This window comes from Parabacteroides sp. KHUB-01, from assembly GCF_056640935.1.
Window position 1 is genome coordinate 1,944,006 of record NZ_CM153256.1, and the last position, 20,304, is coordinate 1,964,309.

Consider the following 20,304-nt stretch of genomic DNA (forward strand, 5'->3'; position numbering starts at 1 on the left):
AAGGTTAATATATAGTTCCTATTTCAATAATTTTTTTATCTTTGCAGATATACAAAAGTACAATAAATTATTCATAATTTAAACATTTCCCATACGATGGATTTTGCGCATATTTTCCGAACTATAATAAAAATATTCCTGCCTCTGATTTTAGGATGCCTTCTTCTGTGGTTTCTATACAGGAATATGGATATAACTGAGATTACTGATGTCATCAAAAATGGAGTAAATTACAAGATAATTCTGTTTTCTCTTATTTTCGGTCTTGGCGCAAATATCATCAGAGGTTTTCGCTGGGGTTTGCTCATTGAATCTTTGGGACAACGCTTCAAACTGCGCAATGCTATTCTCGCCGTACTGGGAAATTATGCTGTAAATCTGGTTTTACCACGCGTTGGTGAAGTTTGGAGATGCGGAATGGTTATGAAATATGATAAAATCCCTTTCACAAAACTACTTGGCACTTTACTAATCGACCGTGTAAGCGATACAATAATGGTCGGTCTCATAACATTAAGCATTGTTATATTCAACTTTGATTTCTTCGGTAGTTTCTTTGCCAAAAACCCTGCATTGCTCGATGGTTTCTATTCGATGTTCAATTCTATCTGGATTTATGCTATAGTCGTATTTTTTATTGTAGGCGGTTGGTTTATTTTCAGATATATGAGTAACTTTACCCTCGTCAAGAAAGCAAAGGATATGCTTAACAATATCTGGACCGGCATAAAAAGCGTTTGGGTTATGAAAAACAAAAGCCTTTTTATTGCTGAAACTCTGCTGATCTGGATTGGATATTTCATATATTTCTATATAACATTCTTTGCTTTTGACTTTACAGAGAATCTGGGAATATCTGTAGGATTGATTGCCTTTGCAATGGGAAGTATTGCAGTTGCCGTGCCGGTTCAGGGAGGAATCGGACCATGGCATTTCATGGTAATAGCTACTTTGGTTTGCTTCGGTGTAAACGAAAACGACGCAGCAGCATTTGCTCTGGTTGTTCACACTGTCCAAACTATCTGGACCGGACTTTGTGGTTTGGTTGGAGTTGTGGCATTGCCTATTATCAATAAGGAAGAACAAGACTCTGAACTTGAGTAAACATAATTATCAACCAGGAAGTGTCGCAACACACACTTCCTAATTAAAACACTTTTTTATGTCAGCAGAAATCAAGAATCTATCTCCAAATCAGGTATGGAGTTATTTCTATGACCTAACACAAATTCCCCGTCCGACAGGACATATGGAAGCAGTTACACGTTATGTTTCCGAATGTGGCAAGAAGCTTGGACTCGAAACACTGCAGGACGAAGTTGGAAATGTTCTAATCCGCAAACCCGCTACTCCGGGTATGGAAAACAAAAAAACTGTAACTTTACAGTCTCACCTTGACATGGTTCCTCAGAAGAATTCTTCTGTTGAACATGATTTCCTTACTGATCCTATCAATGCTTATGTCGACGGTGATTGGGTGAAAGCCAATGGTACGACACTTGGTGCTGACAACGGAATCGGTGCGTCTCTCGCTCTAGCTGTTTTATCAGACAACAGCTTGAAACATGGTCCTATCGAAGCCTTGTTTACAGTTAACGAAGAAGTTGGAATGGACGGAGCTTTCGGTCTTAAACCTGGATTCCTCAAAGGAGAAATTCTCCTTAACTGTGACTCGGAAGAAGAAGGACAGCTTTTCGTAGGTTGTGCCGGTGGTGCTGATGTGAATGTAACATTCCAGTTTAAAGAAGACAAATATATTCCGGAAGGAGATGTTGCTGTAAAAGTATCTCTTACTGGTCTGAAAGGCGGACATTCAGGTGTAGATATTCACCTTGGACGCGCAAACGCCAACAAACTGATGTTCCGTTTCCTTAAGGAAGCTGTTTGTGATTATGGCGCGCGCCTGTCGTCAATAGAAGGCGGAAACATGAGAAACGCTATTCCTCGCGAAGCAGTGGCTGTTGTAACTATTCCGGGTGACAATGTTGAAGCAATGTGGGAACTTGTTGCTGACTATCAGGATATGTACAGAGAAGAATACAGAGGTATTGAAACTAATCTTTCTTTCACTGCAGAAATGGTTGACCTTCCGTCAACTCTTATTCCTGAAGAAATCCAAGACGACTTGATTAATGCAATTGAAGGTTGCCAGAACGGTCCTATAAGTATGCTGCATGATTTCCCTGGAACTGTTGAATCTTCAAGCAATCTGTCTGTTGTACGTACTTCAGACGAACTGATTGAGATAATGATTCTTGTACGCAGTTCTTCCGAAACCAGAAAAGATGCTGTATGCTCAAGCCTTGAAAGTATATTTGCTCTTGCCGGAGGAAAAGTGGAAATTGCCAACGGATATAACGGATGGCAGCCGGATATTAATTCTCCAATTCTGAATGTGATGAAGGAAACATACAAGGAATTGTATGACAAAGAACCAAACGTAACAGTTATGCATGCAGGTTTGGAATGCGGTATAATCCAGGGCGCATATCCTTCAATGGATATGATTTCAATCGGTCCGGATTTGAGACATCCTCATTCTCCTGATGAATGCGTAAGTATTTCTTCAGTTGGCAGAACTTGGGAATATATAAAACGAGTGTTGGAAAAGATTTAACAATACATATTCATAAATAGAACAAGCAGGGTGTCATCACGACAGCCTGCTTTTTATTTTTATGCGAAATCTATCTTGATTCCCGCTAAACGGGAAAATGATAGTCAAGTATAAAATAGAAATCGTAATAGTAAATATAAACGACCGTTTTTTCTTATCACTTAAAAATAAAATATAAAGAATAAGATTAATCACGGAAACATTTGGTCTATAATAAGTTGGCAATTTATTTTTATTGATTATATTTGCAGGAAGAATAGAAAAAGGTGGTAAGAAAAAAGGGTCGTTTTTTCTTACCACCTTAAATTATTTATATACATTTGTTATTCAACGTAATAACATAGAAAACGCAACTGAAAATTCTCTGTAAAATTCACTCCTCAAACTGATCAAGCCAAAGAGCTTCCCCATCCCAAACAATATATGAGAAATGTTTCATCCAATCGCCGGCGATAAGAAGTCGGCTCTCACGCGTAAGCATAAGGTCAAGCATAATATGACGATGACCGAATATGAAGAAATTAATATCATTATGCTCTTTAAGATATGATTTGGCGAACTGAACAAGATATTCATTGTCTTCACCCATGTATTCCGGAGCTTCGTTTTTTACATTCTTCTCCAAACCTTTCTTACGGCTATGCAATGACCATCCAAGAGCAAAACCGAATGTCCAGCGCGGATGAATAGCACTGTACAGAATCTGGCAGAAACGATTTCGGAAAATCTGCCTGATTACACGGAAAGCTTTGCTTCTGTAGTCAACTTCGTCTCCGTGTCCGAGGAAGAATCGCTTTCCCAACAAATCCACCGTTTCAGGATTGCGGTGAATAATCGCCCCAACTTCTTTCGGAAGATAATCGAACATCCAGATATCATGATTTCCGATGAAGAAATGAATCTTCACACCATTGTCGGACAGTTCAGCTATTTTACCAAGGAAACGGGTAAATCCTTTTGGCACGACATATTTATATTCATACCAATAGTCGAACATATCACCGAGAAACCAAATCTCAGCCGCCTCATCCTTGATGCTGTCGAGCCAGCGCACAAGGCGACGCTCCACAGCCAAGGCATCTTTATGAAATCGTGCTCCAAGATGGGCATCAGAGGCAAAATATATTTTGTTACGGCTCATTTATCGTTATGATTTGTTTTTAAAGGAAACCAAGCTCCAGTTTTGCCTCCTCTGTCATCATATCCTTGTCCCACTCCGGCTCGAACACAAGGTTTACGTCAACACTCTTTACATCCGAAATCGACTCCACCTTCATTCTTACATCCTCAACAATAAAATCAGCAGCCGGACAGTTAGGCGCTGTAAGAGTCATATCTATTGTAACATTCTTTTCTTCGTCAACGTCAACCTTATACACTAGTCCAAGGTCATAAATATTAACCGGTATTTCCGGGTCATATACTGTTTTCAGCATCGCAACGATAGCTTCTTCTGTCTGCAAAAATTCGTTATTCATTATTTACCTGATTTTTTGGCAAAAATAATCAAAAAACTCTTTTCACAAACGCCCTTCATCTGCATAACTATAATATTGTCCGTCCGAAACGATAACATGGTCAAGCATCTGAATATTCAAACTCCGGCAAGCCTCCTTTATTCTTCCTGTCAGCAAATCGTCCTGTCTGCTGGGTTTGCAATTTCCCGAAGGATGATTATGAACCACCACAATTGCCGGGGAAAGAACCATCAGAGCCGTACGCAATATGAGCATTATATCAGCAACCACCTCACCCGTTCCGCCCTGACCTATCTTTTTCTGCTCGATAATTTTATTTGCCCGGTTCAGATAAATAACCCAAAATTCCTCGTGCGCCAAATCTGCAAGTTGAGGATGAAGTGTTTCGTAAATATCACGGCTGCATGTAATCCGTGTTTTGATTGGAATTTCTTCCTTTGCACGGCGTCTGCCCAATTCTATTGCAGCAAGAACAGTCACAGCTTTTGCAGGACCAACACCCTTGAATTCTTTTTCCAAATCCTGAGGCGTTTTCTTTCCAAGTTCATTAAGATTATTGTTGTAAGATGAAAGGATACGCTGCGCCAAGCCAACAGCCGTTTCTTCTGAATTTCCTGAGCCCAACAGAATTCCCAACAACTCGGCATTTGTCAACGCTGAAGCTCCTTGCTGCAGCATTTTCTCTCGTGGTCTGTCATCTTCGGCCCATTTACTGATTGGTAACTGTTTCATAGTCCGGTTTTTTATTTTGCGTAAAAATAGTATTTTAGTTCTAATCACACAAGTAGGTTTATAAAGTTTTATAGCCTAATTTTAAAGTCTCAAGTTTGCAAGCTCAACTTTCAGATAACAAGTTGAAAAGAGTTTTTTTATATAATAATCTTAAAGCTGCAGGTGTTTTTAACCTTGTAAACTTGTCTCTGAAGCCTTGTTTACTTTTAAGTTGAGCTATTTGTGAAACTTAAACATATTATCTTCGCCACAGCTGTGGCGAAATTAGGTCACACTTGTGATTTAATTAAGCCACAAATGTGGCGAAATCAAATCACAGTTGTGACGAAGTTAGTATATATAGTTTGCTCCCATAAATATTACTATATTACGCATAGACTATTGTTCCAAGTTTCGCAAGCTCAACTTACAGATAACAAGTTGACAAAAGGCAAGTTAACAAAATTTTTAGATAGTAATTCGTGAAATTACAGATATTCTGACCTTGTTTACTTGTATCTGAAGCTTTATTTACTTTTAAGTTGAGCAACTTGCGATACTTAAATCATTGATTAATATCAAAAAAACATTATCTTTGCCAAAGAAAAATTAGGCAGACAATCATTCAACAAAAAACACATGAATACAAAATCTCTTTTGACAGTTTTTTTAAGCTTACTATCCCTTACTTGTTACTCACAAAAGGATAATTTCTCATATAAATTCTACGGACAGGTAAGAGGAGACTTATTCTACAACTCAAGAGCTAATTCTGAAATAGTTGATGGTTTGTTTCACCTTTATCCTTTAAATCATAATTGTGATGCTAATGGTAAGGATTTGAACGACCAAAGCAATGGCAGCTTTTATCTTTTATATACTAGATTAGGAGTTGATATAAACGGACCGTCAATTGGGAAAATAAAGACTTCAGCAAAAATTGAAACAGATTTTCGAGGATATGGAAGTAATTTTACTTTACTCCGTATACGCCATGCTTATCTGAAACTCGACTGGACTAAATCATCTTTGCTAATAGGACAAACATGGCATCCTCTTTTCGGAGATATTTATCCATTAATGATAAATCTATCAACAGGAGCTCCATTCAACGGTTTCAGCCGTGCTCCGCAAATAAGATATAAATTCAATACTGGAAAAATCCAACTTACCGGCGCTGCCTTGTGGCAATTGCAATTTCTATCTATGGGACCGCACGGCAAAAGCGAGTCCTATATCAAGCATAGCTGCATTCCAGAGCTATATGGCTCTATAGATTTCACTTCAGATAATTTCACTGCCGGAATTGGAGCGCAGATGTTGTCTCTTGTTCCCCAAACACAGTGTAATGTCAATGGAGAAATTTATAAAGTAAACGAAAGAGTGACATCAGGAGCAGTTGAAGCTCATCTGAAATATATCGTCAACGACTGGACAATGTCGGCAAAAACTATTTATGGCTCTAACCTATCGCATATTTGTATGTTGAGCGGAATAGGTGTGACTGGACGTGATGAAAAGACAGGAGAACAGAAGTACTCTCCTTTCAGACAGACTTCAACATGGATTAATATTGTACACGGCTCGAAATGGAGACAAGGTTTCTTTGCCGGATATATGAAAAACCTGGGAGCAGGAAAAGATATTATAGACCAATATGGAGTAGGACTTGAAGTTGGCCAGCTGCTTTCATTCAATGTTTACGGTGCATACGTATTGCCTCATTGGAAATTCGGCATCGAGTATTCACCTTCAACAGCATGGTTCGGCGAGGCAGACCAAAGAGGAAGAATAACTCATACTCACACTGTCACAAACCATAGATTTGTTGCGTCAACTTCTTTTATGTTCTGATTTTAATAGAAAAGTCTGCTATCCGGAAAACATAGCAGACTTTTTTAATTTGTCATCGTATCAGAAACGCACATTTCTTTCTGTGAACATCACCTTCAGGATGATATATTTCCACAAACATCACATAAACTCCCGAATCTGGTTTCCGTCCGCCAACAAATCCATTCCATTGCAAAACACCACTTGTCCCGACAGAATACTTTACAAAAGGCGAATCAAGCAATCTGCCGGAAATATCATAAATATAAACATTTGCCATATAACCTGTCTTATCTAATTCATAAGAAATAGTGTATAATCCATCGGCAGGTGAATAAACAGGCTTCTCAATTCCAAGAGGCTCATCATCGTCTTTTTCCTTTAAATATTGCGAGTTCAAATATCCTGGAGTTCCGTATCCGGAGTCTTCGGAAGCCGAAGTCCAGTTTTCCGAATCGCTGCTTGGTCCATCAGGATTTATGCGTTCCAGCGAAACGCCTTTCTCATCTTTCACCATTGCCGAATGCCATTTGTCATCATACGAAACTTCGTCAACTACACTTGAATCCGAAGCGTTATACAACACAAGTGTAGCTCCATCGTTCGACAGAACAGGCATTTTAATTTCATGAATCAGATTCTCGTCCGGAGTATAATAATTATCTGTAACTCCTTCTGCATCCGAAGTAAGAACAATGAATTCATCCGAGCCAAGAGTTATATCCAAAGAGTTCAGCCGGTACACTGTTCTTAACTCTCCGTCAGACTTTCTTGTTGACAAAGCAAGTCCGGAAATGGGAAGAGATTTTCCGGAGCGGTTATATAATTCAACATATTCACTTCCTCCAGTCAAAGGATTCGGCAGAAGTTCATTTATTATTATATCGCCTTCGGAAATCAGGGTTGGAGAAGGCTCATTGTTTTCTTCGTCTTTATCTCCGTCCTCAGGTTCTTCTTCCTCTTCTTCGGGCGAAGGAGATGAATTGCGTGTTCCGGGCGTTCCTCCATTCTTATCGGTCGACAATGCCCATCCTTTTTCTCCTTTTTCCCACGAAACTCCGGGCGTTGCCTTTGGATAATCTACATTATCAACAACCGTGCCCGACGAGTTAAGCAACTGAATATTCTGTCCGGTATTAGCCAAATTAGCAGGAAAATCCTGCAAAGCAAATGAACAATTCAGAAGTTCTTCTTTCATTTCATCTCCTTCACGATACAAAATCACATACGATTCCGAAGGAATAACAACACTGCTCAAATCAGTATAAACATCATTGCGGTAAACAAGATTCCAGTTTTTCAAAGAAATTGTTCTGTCATAAGAATTATATAATTCCACATATTCTGTTTCAGGCATAATTGAGCCTTTCGGGTCTGCCATTATCTCAGTTATATGCACAGCATCATCAGGAATATTATCTTCCGTTTCATCAGTAGTTGTTTCATCATCTTCTTCGCTACCATCATCTTCTTCATCTAGAAAACAAAGAATTTCATCCGAAGCAGGAACGACGTTCCCATCCAAATCCTTAAAACCTTCAATATGCAATTCATATTCTTTGTTCATTTCAAAGTCTGACGCAAATGATACAATCACTTCATTGTTATCTATAGCCTCCTGATTATAGTTAAATCTCGTAGCCGGTCCTATTTCCGACATAGTGACAATAGCGTTGGAATAATCGATTTCCTTATTGAATTCAAACAGTAATCTGGAAGAGGTAACAAAATATATTTCTTCCAAAACAGGCTTTTCCACGTTATCTTCTTCTGAATCTTCAGGTTCAAGCGGAGTATCAGATATTGTATCAGAAATTCTTACATTATCAATGCCAAAAGAATTATATCTTGTCTTTGTATATTCCATCTGAATATGGAAAAGAACATTATTGTCCGGATTAGCCACATCATAAATACCCTCGCCTTCTTTCGTATATTCCATACCGTCCAACGAAGAATACAAAGTCCATTTTTCCCCATTCTCAAGAGTAAGTTTTATATGAACAACACATGGGAAGTCCGAATAAAGTAGTTCTCTAGGCTTGTTGTCAAGAATTGAAATGCCACCTTTACGAAACAAATCTAAGTCAGCATTCTTGCTGGCTCCAACATTAAGATATATATAATCATCATTTTCCGGATTATAACAGGGATAAATAACCACCTTGTTCTGACTGCTCGGATTTACATCCAAAAGAACATCAAAAGTCCATTCCATAGTTGGAGACACAATATATTCATGGTATATCGAAGCAATTCCCGCTTTTCCAGGTTCTGCATCAAGCCATAACTGACCGTCTTTTATAGAAAACTTACTGATATTTCCTTTCCAATTCTGATTCAAATCCGAGTTTGAGAAATCATCCGAAAACTGCGCAAAGCCACAAATAGGAAGTAATAAGGCTAAAATAAAAACAATTTGTTTCATAGTTATATGGTTTTAAGTGAAAAATACTATCTTTGCAGCGAATTTGAGTATGCAAATACTACACAAAGCAAAGATAATAATATTATTGTTTTAATTTAAATAATCGCTAAAAAATGAAAGTAGCTATTGTTGGAGTAAGCGGAGCCGTTGGACAAGAATTCCTTCGTGTGCTTGACCAGAGAAATTTCCCAATTGATGAGCTGGTTCTTTTTGGTTCATCTCGCAGTGCAGGATCTGAATATACATTCCGTGGTAAACAGTATACTGTCAAGGAATTAAAAGAAAATGACGATTTCAAGGGTATTGATGTTGCCTTTGTTTCTGCTGGAGCCGGTACTTCAAAGAAATTTGCCGAAACAATCACTAAATTCGGAACAGTGATGATCGACAACTCTAGCGCTTTCCGTATGGACAACGATGTTCCATTGGTTGTTCCTGAAGTAAATCCGGAAGATGCATTGGATCGTCCTCGTGGAATTATCGCAAACCCTAACTGTACAACTATCCAGATGGTTGTTGCATTGAAGGCTATCGAAAACATTTCGCATATCAAACGTGTTCACGTTTCTACATATCAGGCTGCAAGTGGTGCTGGTGCAACTGCTATGGCAGAACTGAAAAAACAGTATGAACAGCTAATCAACGGTGAAGAACCAACTGTTGAGAAATTTGCATACCAGCTTGCATACAACTTGATTCCTCACGTAGATGTTTTCACTGAAAACGGATATACAAAAGAGGAAATGAAGATGTATAACGAAACACGCAAAATCATGCACTCAGATATCGAGGTGAGCGCAACTTGCGTACGTGTTCCTGTTATGCGTGCACACAGCGAATCTACTTGGATTGAAACAGAACGTCCGGTAAGCGTTGAAGAAGCTCGCAAAGCATTCGCAGAAGCTGAAGGTATTATTCTTCAGGATAATCCTGAAAACAAAGAATACCCAATGCCTTTGTTCGTTGCTGACCACGATCCTGTTTACGTTGGCCGTATCCGCAAAGACATTTCAAATCCAAACGGTTTGACATTCTGGACTGTAAGCGACCAGATTAAGAAAGGTGCCGCTTTGAATGCTGTTCAGATTGCAGAATATTTGGTTAAGGTTGGAAATATTAAATAATAGAAGTTTCGAAAGAACATTTTCTTTGCAGTGACTGCAAGGAATCGGAAGAAACTAAAACTGCAGCCCACTTACCTTTCGGTTTGTGGGCTGTGTTGTTTTTATACGGTTATCATTATTAACAGACTTGAATAATTCAAAGAAAAGCAAACCCATTATTTGATAAATGTAAATTTATTACTTACTTTTGCCCATTATCCGGTAAGATAATTACAGTTTTTAATTTCAAATTGTTAACAAAGCTACATCATGAGTACAAAAAAGTTCTTATTAGAAGAAAAAGACATACCAACTGCTTGGTATAATATAGTGGCTGACATGAAGAACAAGCCAATGCCAATGCTTAACCCTAAGACAAAGCAGCCGATGAAGGAAGAAGACTTATATCCTTTGTTCTCAAAAGCTGCTGCACATCAGGAGATGAATACTACTGATGCATGGATTGAAATTCCTGAAGAGGTTAGAGATTTATATAAGGTTTGGCGACCAACTCCTCTTGTACGCGCTTACGGATTGGAAAAAGCATTAGACACTCCGGCTCATATATATTTCAAGAACGAAAGTGTCAGCCCTATAGGCTCACACAAACTTAACTCGGCTATTGCTCAGGCTTACTATTGCAAACAGGAAGGAGTAACAAACATTACTACTGAAACTGGTGCAGGACAATGGGGTGCAGCTTTGTCATACGCTGCAAAGGCTTTCGGTCTGGAACTGGCTGTATATATGGTGAAAGTAAGTTATCATCAGAAACCTTATCGCCGTTCTATAATGCAGACTTTCGGAGCTCAGGTTATTGCTTCTCCTAGTATGAGTACAAAGGCAGGAAGAAAAATCCTGACTGACACTCCAAACTATCAGGGAAGTCTTGGTACGGCTATTTCTGAAGCTGTAGAACTGGCTATGCAGACACCAAACTGCAAATACACTCTTGGTAGTGTGATGAACCATGTTATGCTTCACCAGACTGTTATCGGACTTGAAGCTGAAAAGCAGATGGAAATGGCTGGCGAATATCCTGATGTAGTTATCGGTTGCTTCGGCGGTGGTTCAAACTTCTCAGGTATTACATTCCCATTCTTGCGTCATAAGCTTAACGAAGGTAAAGAAATACGTATTGTAGCTGCTGAACCTGCATCATGTCCTAAATTGACTCGCGGACAATTCCAGTATGACTTTGGAGACGAAGCCGGTTATACTCCGCTTATTCCTATGTTCACACTCGGACATAATTTTGCTCCGGCTAATATCCATGCTGGTGGTTTGCGTTATCATGGTGCTGGCTCTATCGTAAGTCAGCTATTGAAAGAAGACCTGATGAGCGCTGTAGATATTCAGCAGTTGGAAACATTCAAAGCTGCCACTTTGTTTGCTCAAGCTGAAGGCATTATCCCAGCTCCGGAATCTTCACACGCTATTGCTGCAGCAATCAGAGAAGCTGAACAGGCAAAAATCGAAGGTAAGCCACGCACAATTCTGTTCAACCTTTCTGGTCACGGATTGATTGATATGGCTGCTTATGATATGTATATTTCAGGTGATTTACGTAACTATGAAGTAACAGACGAAGAAGTTGCACGAAACATCAGCGAATTGGAAAAGATTATCTGATTCTAAATAATACAACACAGAAACACTGCGAATACGGAGATTATATTGATATGATGCTTGTAATCTCTCTATTCACAGTGTTTTTTGTTTCATAATTTATTACCGACAAAACCTTCCGCACTAATCTCTCCCTTTATTTTTCCGTATACTCCGAAATTACCATTTGTTAATCTTTATCCGTTCAAAGAGTCTTACTTTTGCCAGCGTTTCTAAAAAATTAAATACTGATAATCAAAAGATGGACAAAAAGATTGATTTCGGGACAATGAAAGTCTCCACTTTGTTTCGCAAGCTATTGCTTCCTACTATTTTGGGAATGGTGTTTTCTGCTGTTTTCATTATCACTGATGGTATATTTGTGGGAAAAGGAATAGGAAGTGATGCTCTGGCCGCAGTTAATATTACAGCTCCATTATTCATGGTTAATACCGGCATAGCATTGATGTTCGGAATCGGAGCATCTGTTGTTGCATCGGTATATTTGGCACAAAAGAAAACCGACGCAGCAAGAGTGAACATAACACAAGCTATGTTTGTAATGTCGTTTTCCATAATTCTTCTGTCGGGAATAAGTTTTTGCTTCATCGACAAACTGGCTGTCGGTCTAGGCAGTTCCGAAAGGCTTTTGCCTCTAGCCCGTGAATATATGCAGTGGTTCCTGCCATTCTTTGTGTTCAGTTCAATACTTAATGCCGGAATGTTTTATGTCCGCCTCGACGGTTCGCCTAATTATGCAATGATATGTAATGTCATTCCGGCTATTCTGAATATTATCCTGGATTATGTTTTTATATTTGAATTAGATTGGGGACTTTTTGGCGCAGCTCTTGCCACAAGCCTTGGTTATATCATTGGCGCGGCAATGATTCTGTATTATTTGTATGACAAGAAAAGAACCGTACATTTCTATCCACTGCTCAAATGTCTGTCAAATATGAAAGTTCTGGCTAGAAACAGCATCTATATCTGTAAACTCGGAATTTCGTCTTTCCTGTGCGAAGCTGCTATAGCTATCATGATGTTTACGGGCAATTACGTATTTATCCGTCATTTAGGAGAAGACGGCGTTGCGGCATACAGTATCGCATGCTATTTCTTTCCTATTATATTCATGGCATATAATGCAATAGCACAATCCGCTCAGCCGATATTAAGTTACAACTATGGAATTGAGCGTTCCGACCGAGTTAAATCAGCGTTTATTCTTGCTCTTTCAACAGCTGTTGTCTTTGGAAGTATAACATTTGTTCTGACATATATTTTCAGTCACGAAATAGTAGGTCTTTTCATTGACAGTCAATATCCTGCATATAATATAGCTGTCAAAGGAATGCCGTTGTTCGCGTCGGGTTATGCATTTTTCGGTGCTAACCTTGTATGTATCGGCTATTATCAGAGTCTGGAACAGGACAAAACCGCAACATTCATAACCATTATGCGTGGTTTTATTTTCATAAACTTATGCTTCCTCGTTCTGCCTCAATTTTTCGGAAACGAAGGAATATGGCTTGCAGTGCCGATGGCTGAAGCTTTGACACTGGCAACGATTATAATTACCAGAATCTTCCTAAACAAGGAGAAACTCAAATACAAAATATCTTCCATATAAATAAGAAATAAGATTGGAACTATTAATTGATATCTTGTTTTCATAGTTAAAACTAATGACTAAAATCTAATTCTTTTTTTCGATTCACCTAGGTGGTTCAATCGGCTCACCTAGGTGGATTGATTGGCTCACCTAGGTGAATTGATTGAACCACCTAGGTGAGCCGATATTTTTATAATATCCAATCTGTCTTTTTTATATATTGAATCAAACTATTATTCGTTATTAAAGGAAGTATAATTACAGTTTTGGGCTTTACAAAGTCTGTATTAAAGCAAAATATATTACTATAAAGGTAGATATGGAAAAGAAAAGGGCTTAAGGATTGCCATATTGCTAGTCAAATCCTTAAGCCCTAAAATATTGGTAACACTAAAAAGTCAGTATCAAACTTTATTTGAATTCTTTTCTGATGCTTTCAGCAATGCCTGCTAGTTCTTCTGAAGAAAGAGAAAGCTTATCACCTCCAAAATACATATCAGATTCTTTCTTGATTGGAATCAAATGAATATGTGCGTGAGGAACTTCCAGCCCCATCACTGCAATACCTACACGCTTACAGTCGATAGCAGCTTTCTGAGCTTTGGCAACTTGTTTTGCGAAAGCCATCATACGTCCTAAAACGTCGTCGTCGATATCAAAAATATAGTCAATCTCCTGCTTTGGAATAACCAAAGTATGACCTACGGCAACAGGATTAATATCCAGGAATGCAAAGAATTCATCATTCTCTGCGACCTTGTGGCAAGGAATCTCGCCAGCCACAATTCTGCTAAAAATTGATGCCATATAATAAACCTCCTTTAAATTGAAATATCCATAATTTCAAATGTCATAATTCCAGAAGGAACTTTGATTTCAACAACATCGCCAACCTTTTTACCCATAAGACCTTGGGCAATAGGAGTGCTTACTGCGATTTTTCCTTCCTTCAGATTAGCTTCAGAATCTGAAACCAATGTATATGTCATTACGGCATTGTTTTTTGTATTCTTGATTTTTACTTTGTTCAAAATCTGAACTTCGTCAGTCTGAACACGTGATTCGTCGATAAGGCGAGCGTTGGCAATCAGACCTTTCAACTGAGCCAATTTTGCTTCCATAATGCCCTGAGCTTCTTTTGCAGCATCGTATTCGGCATTTTCAGACAAGTCGCCTTTATCTCTGGCTTCTGCAATCTGAGCTGAGATTTCCGGACGTTTCACAGTTTCCAAATAGTTAATTTCGGCTAATATTTTGTTGTAGCCTTCCTCTGTCATATAACTAACAGCCATAATAATATCCTCCTATATTTTATTTGATTAATTATTTTACAATAAAAAAAGAATCCCGACCATAATTATGGCCGGAACTCTTATATACCTTGTGTACTTCGCAAATATAAACGAAGTTTTTAATATAAACAAATTAATGCAGAAACTATGTTTTCTGCTTTAAAACACATATTATGGAATATAGCTTAAAGCAATCCTTTTATTTCTTTTTCCAATGTTCTTAAATCCTCAACCCTTTTCACCAGATTGCCTTTTCTGTCCAATAGGAAAATAGCAGGCAACTGTTTTACATTATATAATGAAGCGACTTTTGAATAAACTGTTTCCAGGTCGCGAACGCAATTCCAAGGGAGATTTGAAGCAGCATTTCTCCAGAAGTGCAAATCTGCATCAAGCGAAATCTGATAAATCTTCAATCCTTTTGAAGAGTATTCGGAATATAATCTGCCAAACTCCATATTTAGAGAAGGTGACCATTCTGCCTGATATGCAGTGAAATTGACAATAGTCACGCTTTCACGCGCCACATCTGATAATTTGACGATATTGCCATTCTCATCGGGAAGAGATACATCCATATAACTTATCTCTGTTGTTTCCACATTATCAAGATTAATAGGTCGCTGGCTTCTTATAACCTTTATTGACTGCAATGCAAGGTTATGCAAATGAGCTGCTCGCGGACTTTCCGGATAGAAATGGTCATAGCTAGTAGCAACGGCACCATAAGCTCTTGAGTCAGTCTTATCATACAAATCGAACAAAAGCATTCCATCAATCTGCTGGAACAAAGCATAATAGGCAACAGTTGACATTGGAGCCGAATAGATGTATTTCAGAGCTGTATTCTTATATTCCTTGAATATACGATCCACCTGATTTGCCATTGTAGTATCAGCTATCTGCTTTTCATTATATTCTTTCTTCAACTTTGAAATAGCCTGATTGGCATCAAGCTGAGCCAATGTTATAGTTTTGATGGCTTTATTGTTCTCTGAACCTTCGATTTTGTAGGATGTGGCAAAAGTATTTGCGTCAGCCTCAATCATCACAGTCTCAGTTGAATCAACAGCGAAATTAATCAGCTGGTTCTTTAATCTCAAACGATAGAAATCAGGATATTCAGGACGAAGCTGTGAGAAATGGAATTTACCGGTTCTGTTTAATTTCACCGAGTCCAAAGTTTCAACAGAAGAAATCCCTATATTCTCAAGATACAGAACCATATCTTCCGCATCGGAAATCACACCCTCAACCTTAAACTTCTGTTCTTTCTGACATCCTGCAAGCAGTAAGGAAAGAGAAAAAAGCGCTGTCAGAATTTTAGAAATCTTGTTCATCTGGAAATAAAACTTCAGTTATTATCGTAATCTTTTTATTATTAATTTGCTGCAAATATACATTATTTTACAAACAGACACTAAAGAATACCTGTTTCTTATTTATTTTTTTAGGAAAAATAGGCTTAATTGAATGATTTATTTTTCATTTTCATGTGTTTACAGATAAACTTTCACTAACTTTGCAACAATTTTATAGATTGAAGAAAAATAAGAAAGAAGATTATGCTTAATCCAATTAACAAGACGATCGAGTTAGGCGATGGAAGAACCATCACCATCGAAACCGGGAAATTGGCTAAGCAAGCAGACGGTGCAGTAACTGTTCGTATGGGCAATACTGTTCTGCTTGCAACTGTTTGTGCCGCTAAAGATGCAAATCCCGGTGTTGACTTTATGCCACTACAGGTTGAATACAAAGAAAAGTTCTCTGCATTTGGCCGTTTCCCGGGAGGTTTTACCAAAAGAGAAGGAAAGGCTTCTGATTACGAAATCTTGACAGCCCGTTTGGTTGACAGAGCTCTGCGTCCATTGTTCCCGGATAACTATCATGCTGAAGTTTATGTAAATATCATACTTTTCTCTGCTGACGGTGTTGATATGCCAGACTCTTTGGCCGGTCTAGCAGCATCTGCTGCCCTTGCTGTTTCCGACATTCCATTCAATGGTCCGATTTCGGAAGTGCGAGTTGCACGTGTTAACGGAGAATTTATCGTTAACCCAACTTTCGAGCAATTAGAAAATGCCGACATAGACATCATGGTAGGTGCTACTATCGACAATATCATGATGGTTGAAGGTGAAATGAACGAAGTTCAGGAATCTGAAATGCTTGATGCTATCAAGGTTGCTCACGAAGCAATCAAGGTTCAGTGCCAGGCTCAGATGGAACTTATGGAAGCATGCGGCAAAACTGTTAAACGTGAATATTGCCACGAAGTAAATGATGACGAACTTCGTAAGGATGTTCACGACAAATGCTATGCTAAAGCTTATGCTGTTGCTGTTTCCGGTACAGACAAACACCAACGTGCAGAAGCATTCGAAGCTATCGTTGAAGAATATAAAGCTCAGTTCACAGAAGAAGATTTGACTGAAGAAAAGGTTGGCATGATCGACCGCTACTATCACGATGTTGAGAAAGAAGCTATGCGCCGTGCTATCCTTGACGAAGGCAAACGTCTGGACGGACGTAAGACAACTCAGATCCGTCCTATCTGGATTGAAACAGACTATTTGCCAGGACCTCACGGTTCAGCAATCTTTACTCGTGGTGAAACTCAGTCATTGTCAACAGTGACATTGGGTACTAAAGCTGACGAAAAGATTATTGACGATGTTCTTGTTCATGACAAAGAACGTTTCTTATTACATTATAATTTCCCTCCATTCTCAACTGGCGAAGCAAAAGCTCAGCGTGGTGTTGGTCGTCGTGAAATTGGTCACGGACACTTGGCTTGGCGTGCTTTGAAACGTATGATTCCAGAAGATTATCCATACGTTGTCAGAGTAATGTCAGACATTCTTGAATCAAACGGTTCATCATCAATGGCAACAGTTTGTGCCGGAACTTTGGCTCTTAGAGATGCAGGTGTTCCAATGAAGAAACCGGTTTCTGGTATTGCGATGGGTCTTATCTCAGAAAATCATGGTACTAACTATGCTATCCTTTCTGATATCCTTGGTGACGAAGACCACTTGGGTGATATGGACTTCAAGGTAACAGGTACTAGAGATGGTATCACTGCAACTCAGATGGATATCAAGGTTGACGGCCTTTCTTACGAAATTCTTGAGAATGCTTTGGCTCAAGCTCGTGAAGGACGTATGTATATCCTTGACAAGATTATGGAAGCTCAGCCTGAAACAAGAAGCGAATTGAAGCCTCATGCTCCACGAATCGAAACAATGACAATTGGTAAAGAATTCATTGGTGCAGTTATCGGCCCGGGCGGTAAAATCATTCAGGGAATTCAGGAAAAAACTGGCGCTGTTATCACAATTGAAGAAATTGACGGTGCAGGAAGAATCGAAATCTCTGGTAACAACAAAGAAACTATTGACAGCGCAATCCGTGCAATCAAGAGCATTGTTGCAGTTCCTGAAGTTGGAGAAGTTTACGAAGGTAAGATTTCTTCAATCATGCCTTATGGTGCATTCGTTGAATTCATGCCTGGCAAAGACGGATTATTGCATATTTCTGAAATAGACTGGAAACGTTTGGAAACTGTTGAACAGGCAGGTTTGAAAGAAGGTGATACAATCACAGTTAAACTTGTTGACATTGACCAGAAGACTGGTAAATTCAAATTGTCTCATAAAGTTCTTATCCCGAAACCAGAAGGATACGAAGAACGTCCTGAAAGAGCTCCAAGAGGAGACAGAGGAGAACGCAGACAAGAAAGACCTAACAGAGCTCCACGTCGCGAATAATATCCGATTTCTTATTTACTGAAGTTTCATACTTCACATCATGAAACATCAGTTCTTTATACAACAAGGGCTGTATCGATAATCTACCGATACAGCCCTTGACTTTTTCATCAACAAAAGTTGACAAGGATAACAATATCTAAAAAGGCATGTAAACTTCTTCCCTTGTCAACTCATTCTCTATTATATAACTGTTATCCCTTTTTCTGCTAACAACTGAAGGCTTAAATCCTTCAATTTGAATTTCTGAATCTTTCCACTTCCTGTCATAGGATACGAGTCTACAAAGAATATATACTTTGGTATCTTATGTCTGGCAATTTTTCCACGGCAGAAATCACGAACCTCATCTTCAGTCAAAGAAGCACCTTCATGCAATATAATGAATGCACCTACTTCCTCTCCATATTTCTTTGAAGGTACAGCTGCAACCTGAACATCTTTCACGCCTGGAAGATGATAAAGGAATTCCTCAAGTTCACGAGGATAAATGTTTTCACCGCCACGGATAATCATATCTTTTATTCGTCCGGTTATACGGTAATATCCATCTTCATCCTTAACACCCAAGTCGCCACTATGAAGGAAACCATTTTCATCAATTGCTTCATCTGTTGCTTTCTGGTTTTTGTAATAACCTTTCATTACCAGATATCCGCGGCAGCACATTTCACCCTGTTCTCCAATTGCACATTCCTCGCCAGTTTCAGGATTAAGAACTTTCACTTCAGTGAACGGATATTCTTTACCAACTGTTGTACAACGAGCCTCAAATGAATCAGTAAGTACAGAATGTGTCATACCAGGAGAAGATTCAGTCAAACCATATACACTTGTGATATGCGTAATATGCATCTTATCTGTAACTGCACGCATCAGTTCGATAGGGCATAATGCTCCTGCCATAATTCCTGTACGAAGAGATGTCAAATCGAACATATCGAACATCGGATGATTAAGTTCAGCTATAAACATTGTAGGCACACCATACAACGCTGTGCATCGCTCTTTATGCACGGAAGCCAGAACTACAAGTGGGTCAAACTTCTCAACCATCACCTGTGTACAGCCATGTGTAAGAACATTCATTGAAGCCAGAACAACACCGAAGCAATGGAATAATGGAACGCAACAGCACAACTTATCTTCTGATGTAAATCCCATACCTTCGCCGGTAAAATAACCATTGTTGGTGATATTATGATGAGTAAGCATCACACCTTTAGGGAAACCTGTTGTACCGGAAGTATATTGCATATTTACAACATCATGGCAATCGACCTTCTTCTTAGCCTCATCCAATGTGCTATCATCAATATTCTCTCCAAGAAGTAATAATTCAGGAGTATTATACATTCCACGGTATTTCTCCTGTCCGATATACACAACATTCTTAAGCATTGGGAAGCGTTCGCTTTTGAGATATCCACGCTGCGAAGTCTTCAGCTCGGGAAGCATTGTATACATCATATCAATATAGCTTCCATCAAATACTCCGTCTGTTATACACATTGTGTGTATATCAGCATTCTCAACCAGATATTCCAGCTCGCTTTGCTTATAGTTGGTATTTATTGTAACCAAAACAGCTCCGATTTTAGCTCCGGCAAAAAGGAAAGTCAACCAATCTGGCACATTGGTTGCCCAAACTCCAATATGAGTTCCATGCGTAATACCTAAGGCAAGCATACCTTTTGCCATTCTGTCAACACGTTCGTTGAACTGTTTCCACGTAAATCTCAAGTCACGGTCTGAATAGACCAAATATTCTTTATCCGGAGTAGTTTCAGCCCAATACTCAAGCCACTGCCCCAGAGTTTTATCTTGCAATTGTAACATATATTCT

At 38.9% G+C, this 20,304-nt stretch carries 15 protein-coding genes; 7 read left to right on the plus strand and 8 right to left on the minus strand.

Annotation, left to right across the window (positions count from 1 at the left end):
• The first annotated feature begins 96 nt into the window (after positions 1 to 96).
• Together ACYIAR_RS08595 and ACYIAR_RS08600 are read left to right on the plus strand one after the other, a co-directional pair.
• Positions 97 to 1,104, plus strand: coding sequence for a lysylphosphatidylglycerol synthase transmembrane domain-containing protein (locus ACYIAR_RS08595; RefSeq protein WP_480328835.1), 1,008 nt, complete (start codon positions 97 to 99; stop codon positions 1,102 to 1,104).
• Positions 1,105 to 1,162: 58 nt separating this feature from the next.
• Positions 1,163 to 2,617 carry an aminoacyl-histidine dipeptidase gene (locus ACYIAR_RS08600; RefSeq protein ID WP_480328837.1) on the plus strand — a complete coding sequence of 485 codons (1,455 nt, stop codon included), beginning with the start codon at positions 1,163 to 1,165 and terminating at the stop codon, positions 2,615 to 2,617.
• A 373-nt stretch (positions 2,618 to 2,990) separates the two neighbouring features.
• Here the strand turns inward: ACYIAR_RS08600 and ACYIAR_RS08605 are convergent, their stop codons facing one another.
• The 3 genes from ACYIAR_RS08605 to radC are packed head-to-tail and all read right to left on the minus strand — an operon-like array spanning position 2,991 to position 4,827.
• On the minus strand, positions 2,991 to 3,758 hold the full coding sequence (locus ACYIAR_RS08605) for a UDP-2,3-diacylglucosamine diphosphatase (protein ID WP_480328839.1): 768 nt from the start codon (positions 3,756 to 3,758) through the stop codon (positions 2,991 to 2,993).
• A gap of 19 nt (positions 3,759 to 3,777) precedes the next feature.
• On the minus strand, positions 3,778 to 4,095 hold the full coding sequence (locus ACYIAR_RS08610; protein WP_480328841.1) for a metal-sulfur cluster assembly factor: 318 nt from the start codon (positions 4,093 to 4,095) through the stop codon (positions 3,778 to 3,780).
• 42 nt (positions 4,096 to 4,137) lie between these two features.
• On the minus strand, positions 4,138 to 4,827 hold the full coding sequence (gene radC, locus ACYIAR_RS08615; protein ID WP_480328843.1) for a RadC family protein: 690 nt from the start codon (positions 4,825 to 4,827) through the stop codon (positions 4,138 to 4,140).
• Positions 4,828 to 5,445: 618 nt separating this feature from the next.
• Between radC and ACYIAR_RS08620 the strand changes: the two genes are divergently transcribed.
• Positions 5,446 to 6,660, plus strand: coding sequence for a hypothetical protein (locus ACYIAR_RS08620; RefSeq protein WP_480328845.1), 1,215 nt, complete (start codon positions 5,446 to 5,448; stop codon positions 6,658 to 6,660).
• Positions 6,661 to 6,712: 52 nt separating this feature from the next.
• On the opposite strand, the gene ACYIAR_RS08625 is transcribed toward ACYIAR_RS08620, so the two are convergent.
• Complete coding sequence (locus tag ACYIAR_RS08625; RefSeq protein WP_480328847.1) at positions 6,713 to 9,067, minus strand: lamin tail domain-containing protein; 2,355 nt, start codon at positions 9,065 to 9,067, stop codon at positions 6,713 to 6,715.
• Positions 9,068 to 9,180: 113 nt separating this feature from the next.
• On the opposite strand from ACYIAR_RS08625, the gene ACYIAR_RS08630 reads away from it, so the two are divergent.
• From ACYIAR_RS08630 to ACYIAR_RS08640, 3 genes are all read left to right on the plus strand, one after another.
• Positions 9,181 to 10,191 (plus strand): aspartate-semialdehyde dehydrogenase, encoded by a 1,011-nt coding sequence (locus tag ACYIAR_RS08630; protein WP_480328849.1) that lies wholly within the window; start codon positions 9,181 to 9,183, stop codon positions 10,189 to 10,191.
• Between the two features lie 249 nt (positions 10,192 to 10,440).
• Positions 10,441 to 11,802, plus strand: coding sequence for a TrpB-like pyridoxal phosphate-dependent enzyme (locus ACYIAR_RS08635; RefSeq protein WP_480328851.1), 1,362 nt, complete (start codon positions 10,441 to 10,443; stop codon positions 11,800 to 11,802).
• Positions 11,803 to 12,040: 238 nt separating this feature from the next.
• Complete coding sequence (locus tag ACYIAR_RS08640; RefSeq protein ID WP_480328853.1) at positions 12,041 to 13,411, plus strand: MATE family efflux transporter; 1,371 nt, start codon at positions 12,041 to 12,043, stop codon at positions 13,409 to 13,411.
• A 393-nt stretch (positions 13,412 to 13,804) separates the two neighbouring features.
• Here the strand turns inward: ACYIAR_RS08640 and ACYIAR_RS08645 are convergent, their stop codons facing one another.
• From ACYIAR_RS08645 to ACYIAR_RS08655, 3 genes are all read right to left on the minus strand, one after another.
• Positions 13,805 to 14,200, minus strand: a complete 396-nt coding sequence (locus ACYIAR_RS08645) for an HIT family protein (RefSeq protein WP_480328855.1) — start codon at positions 14,198 to 14,200, stop codon at positions 13,805 to 13,807.
• A gap of 14 nt (positions 14,201 to 14,214) precedes the next feature.
• Positions 14,215 to 14,685 carry a transcription elongation factor GreA gene (gene greA / locus ACYIAR_RS08650; RefSeq protein WP_480328857.1) on the minus strand — a complete coding sequence of 157 codons (471 nt, stop codon included), beginning with the start codon at positions 14,683 to 14,685 and terminating at the stop codon, positions 14,215 to 14,217.
• A gap of 185 nt (positions 14,686 to 14,870) precedes the next feature.
• Positions 14,871 to 16,025, minus strand: a complete 1,155-nt coding sequence (locus ACYIAR_RS08655) for a redoxin domain-containing protein (RefSeq protein WP_480328859.1) — start codon at positions 16,023 to 16,025, stop codon at positions 14,871 to 14,873.
• A gap of 225 nt (positions 16,026 to 16,250) precedes the next feature.
• Between ACYIAR_RS08655 and pnp the strand changes: the two genes are divergently transcribed.
• A complete protein-coding gene (pnp, locus tag ACYIAR_RS08660; protein WP_480328861.1) occupies positions 16,251 to 18,458 on the plus strand; it encodes a polyribonucleotide nucleotidyltransferase in 2,208 nt (735 codons plus the stop codon).
• A 183-nt stretch (positions 18,459 to 18,641) separates the two neighbouring features.
• Here the strand turns inward: pnp and ACYIAR_RS08665 are convergent, their stop codons facing one another.
• Entirely contained in the window at positions 18,642 to 20,297 is a 1,656-nt protein-coding gene (locus ACYIAR_RS08665) for an AMP-binding protein (protein WP_480328863.1), read from the minus strand.
• Positions 20,298 to 20,304 lie beyond the last annotated feature (7 nt).

What these genes read in the sequence shown, in the direction of transcription:
- ACYIAR_RS08595 (WP_480328835.1), top strand. Translation starts at nt 97, where the DNA reads ATGGATTTTGCGCATATTTTCCGAACTATAATAAAAATATTCCTGCCT.
- ACYIAR_RS08600 (WP_480328837.1), top strand. Translation starts at nt 1,163, where the DNA reads ATGTCAGCAGAAATCAAGAATCTATCTCCAAATCAGGTATGGAGTTAT.
- ACYIAR_RS08605 (WP_480328839.1), bottom strand. Translation starts at nt 3,758, where the DNA reads ATGAGCCGTAACAAAATATATTTTGCCTCTGATGCCCATCTTGGAGCA.
- ACYIAR_RS08610 (WP_480328841.1), bottom strand. Translation starts at nt 4,095, where the DNA reads ATGAATAACGAATTTTTGCAGACAGAAGAAGCTATCGTTGCGATGCTG.
- radC (WP_480328843.1), bottom strand. Translation starts at nt 4,827, where the DNA reads ATGAAACAGTTACCAATCAGTAAATGGGCCGAAGATGACAGACCACGA.
- ACYIAR_RS08620 (WP_480328845.1), top strand. Translation starts at nt 5,446, where the DNA reads ATGAATACAAAATCTCTTTTGACAGTTTTTTTAAGCTTACTATCCCTT.
- ACYIAR_RS08625 (WP_480328847.1), bottom strand. Translation starts at nt 9,067, where the DNA reads ATGAAACAAATTGTTTTTATTTTAGCCTTATTACTTCCTATTTGTGGC.
- ACYIAR_RS08630 (WP_480328849.1), top strand. Translation starts at nt 9,181, where the DNA reads ATGAAAGTAGCTATTGTTGGAGTAAGCGGAGCCGTTGGACAAGAATTC.
- ACYIAR_RS08635 (WP_480328851.1), top strand. Translation starts at nt 10,441, where the DNA reads ATGAGTACAAAAAAGTTCTTATTAGAAGAAAAAGACATACCAACTGCT.
- ACYIAR_RS08640 (WP_480328853.1), top strand. Translation starts at nt 12,041, where the DNA reads ATGGACAAAAAGATTGATTTCGGGACAATGAAAGTCTCCACTTTGTTT.
- ACYIAR_RS08645 (WP_480328855.1), bottom strand. Translation starts at nt 14,200, where the DNA reads ATGGCATCAATTTTTAGCAGAATTGTGGCTGGCGAGATTCCTTGCCAC.
- greA (WP_480328857.1), bottom strand. Translation starts at nt 14,685, where the DNA reads ATGGCTGTTAGTTATATGACAGAGGAAGGCTACAACAAAATATTAGCC.
- ACYIAR_RS08655 (WP_480328859.1), bottom strand. Translation starts at nt 16,025, where the DNA reads ATGAACAAGATTTCTAAAATTCTGACAGCGCTTTTTTCTCTTTCCTTA.
- pnp (WP_480328861.1), top strand. Translation starts at nt 16,251, where the DNA reads ATGCTTAATCCAATTAACAAGACGATCGAGTTAGGCGATGGAAGAACC.
- ACYIAR_RS08665 (WP_480328863.1), bottom strand. Translation starts at nt 20,297, where the DNA reads ATGTTACAATTGCAAGATAAAACTCTGGGGCAGTGGCTTGAGTATTGG.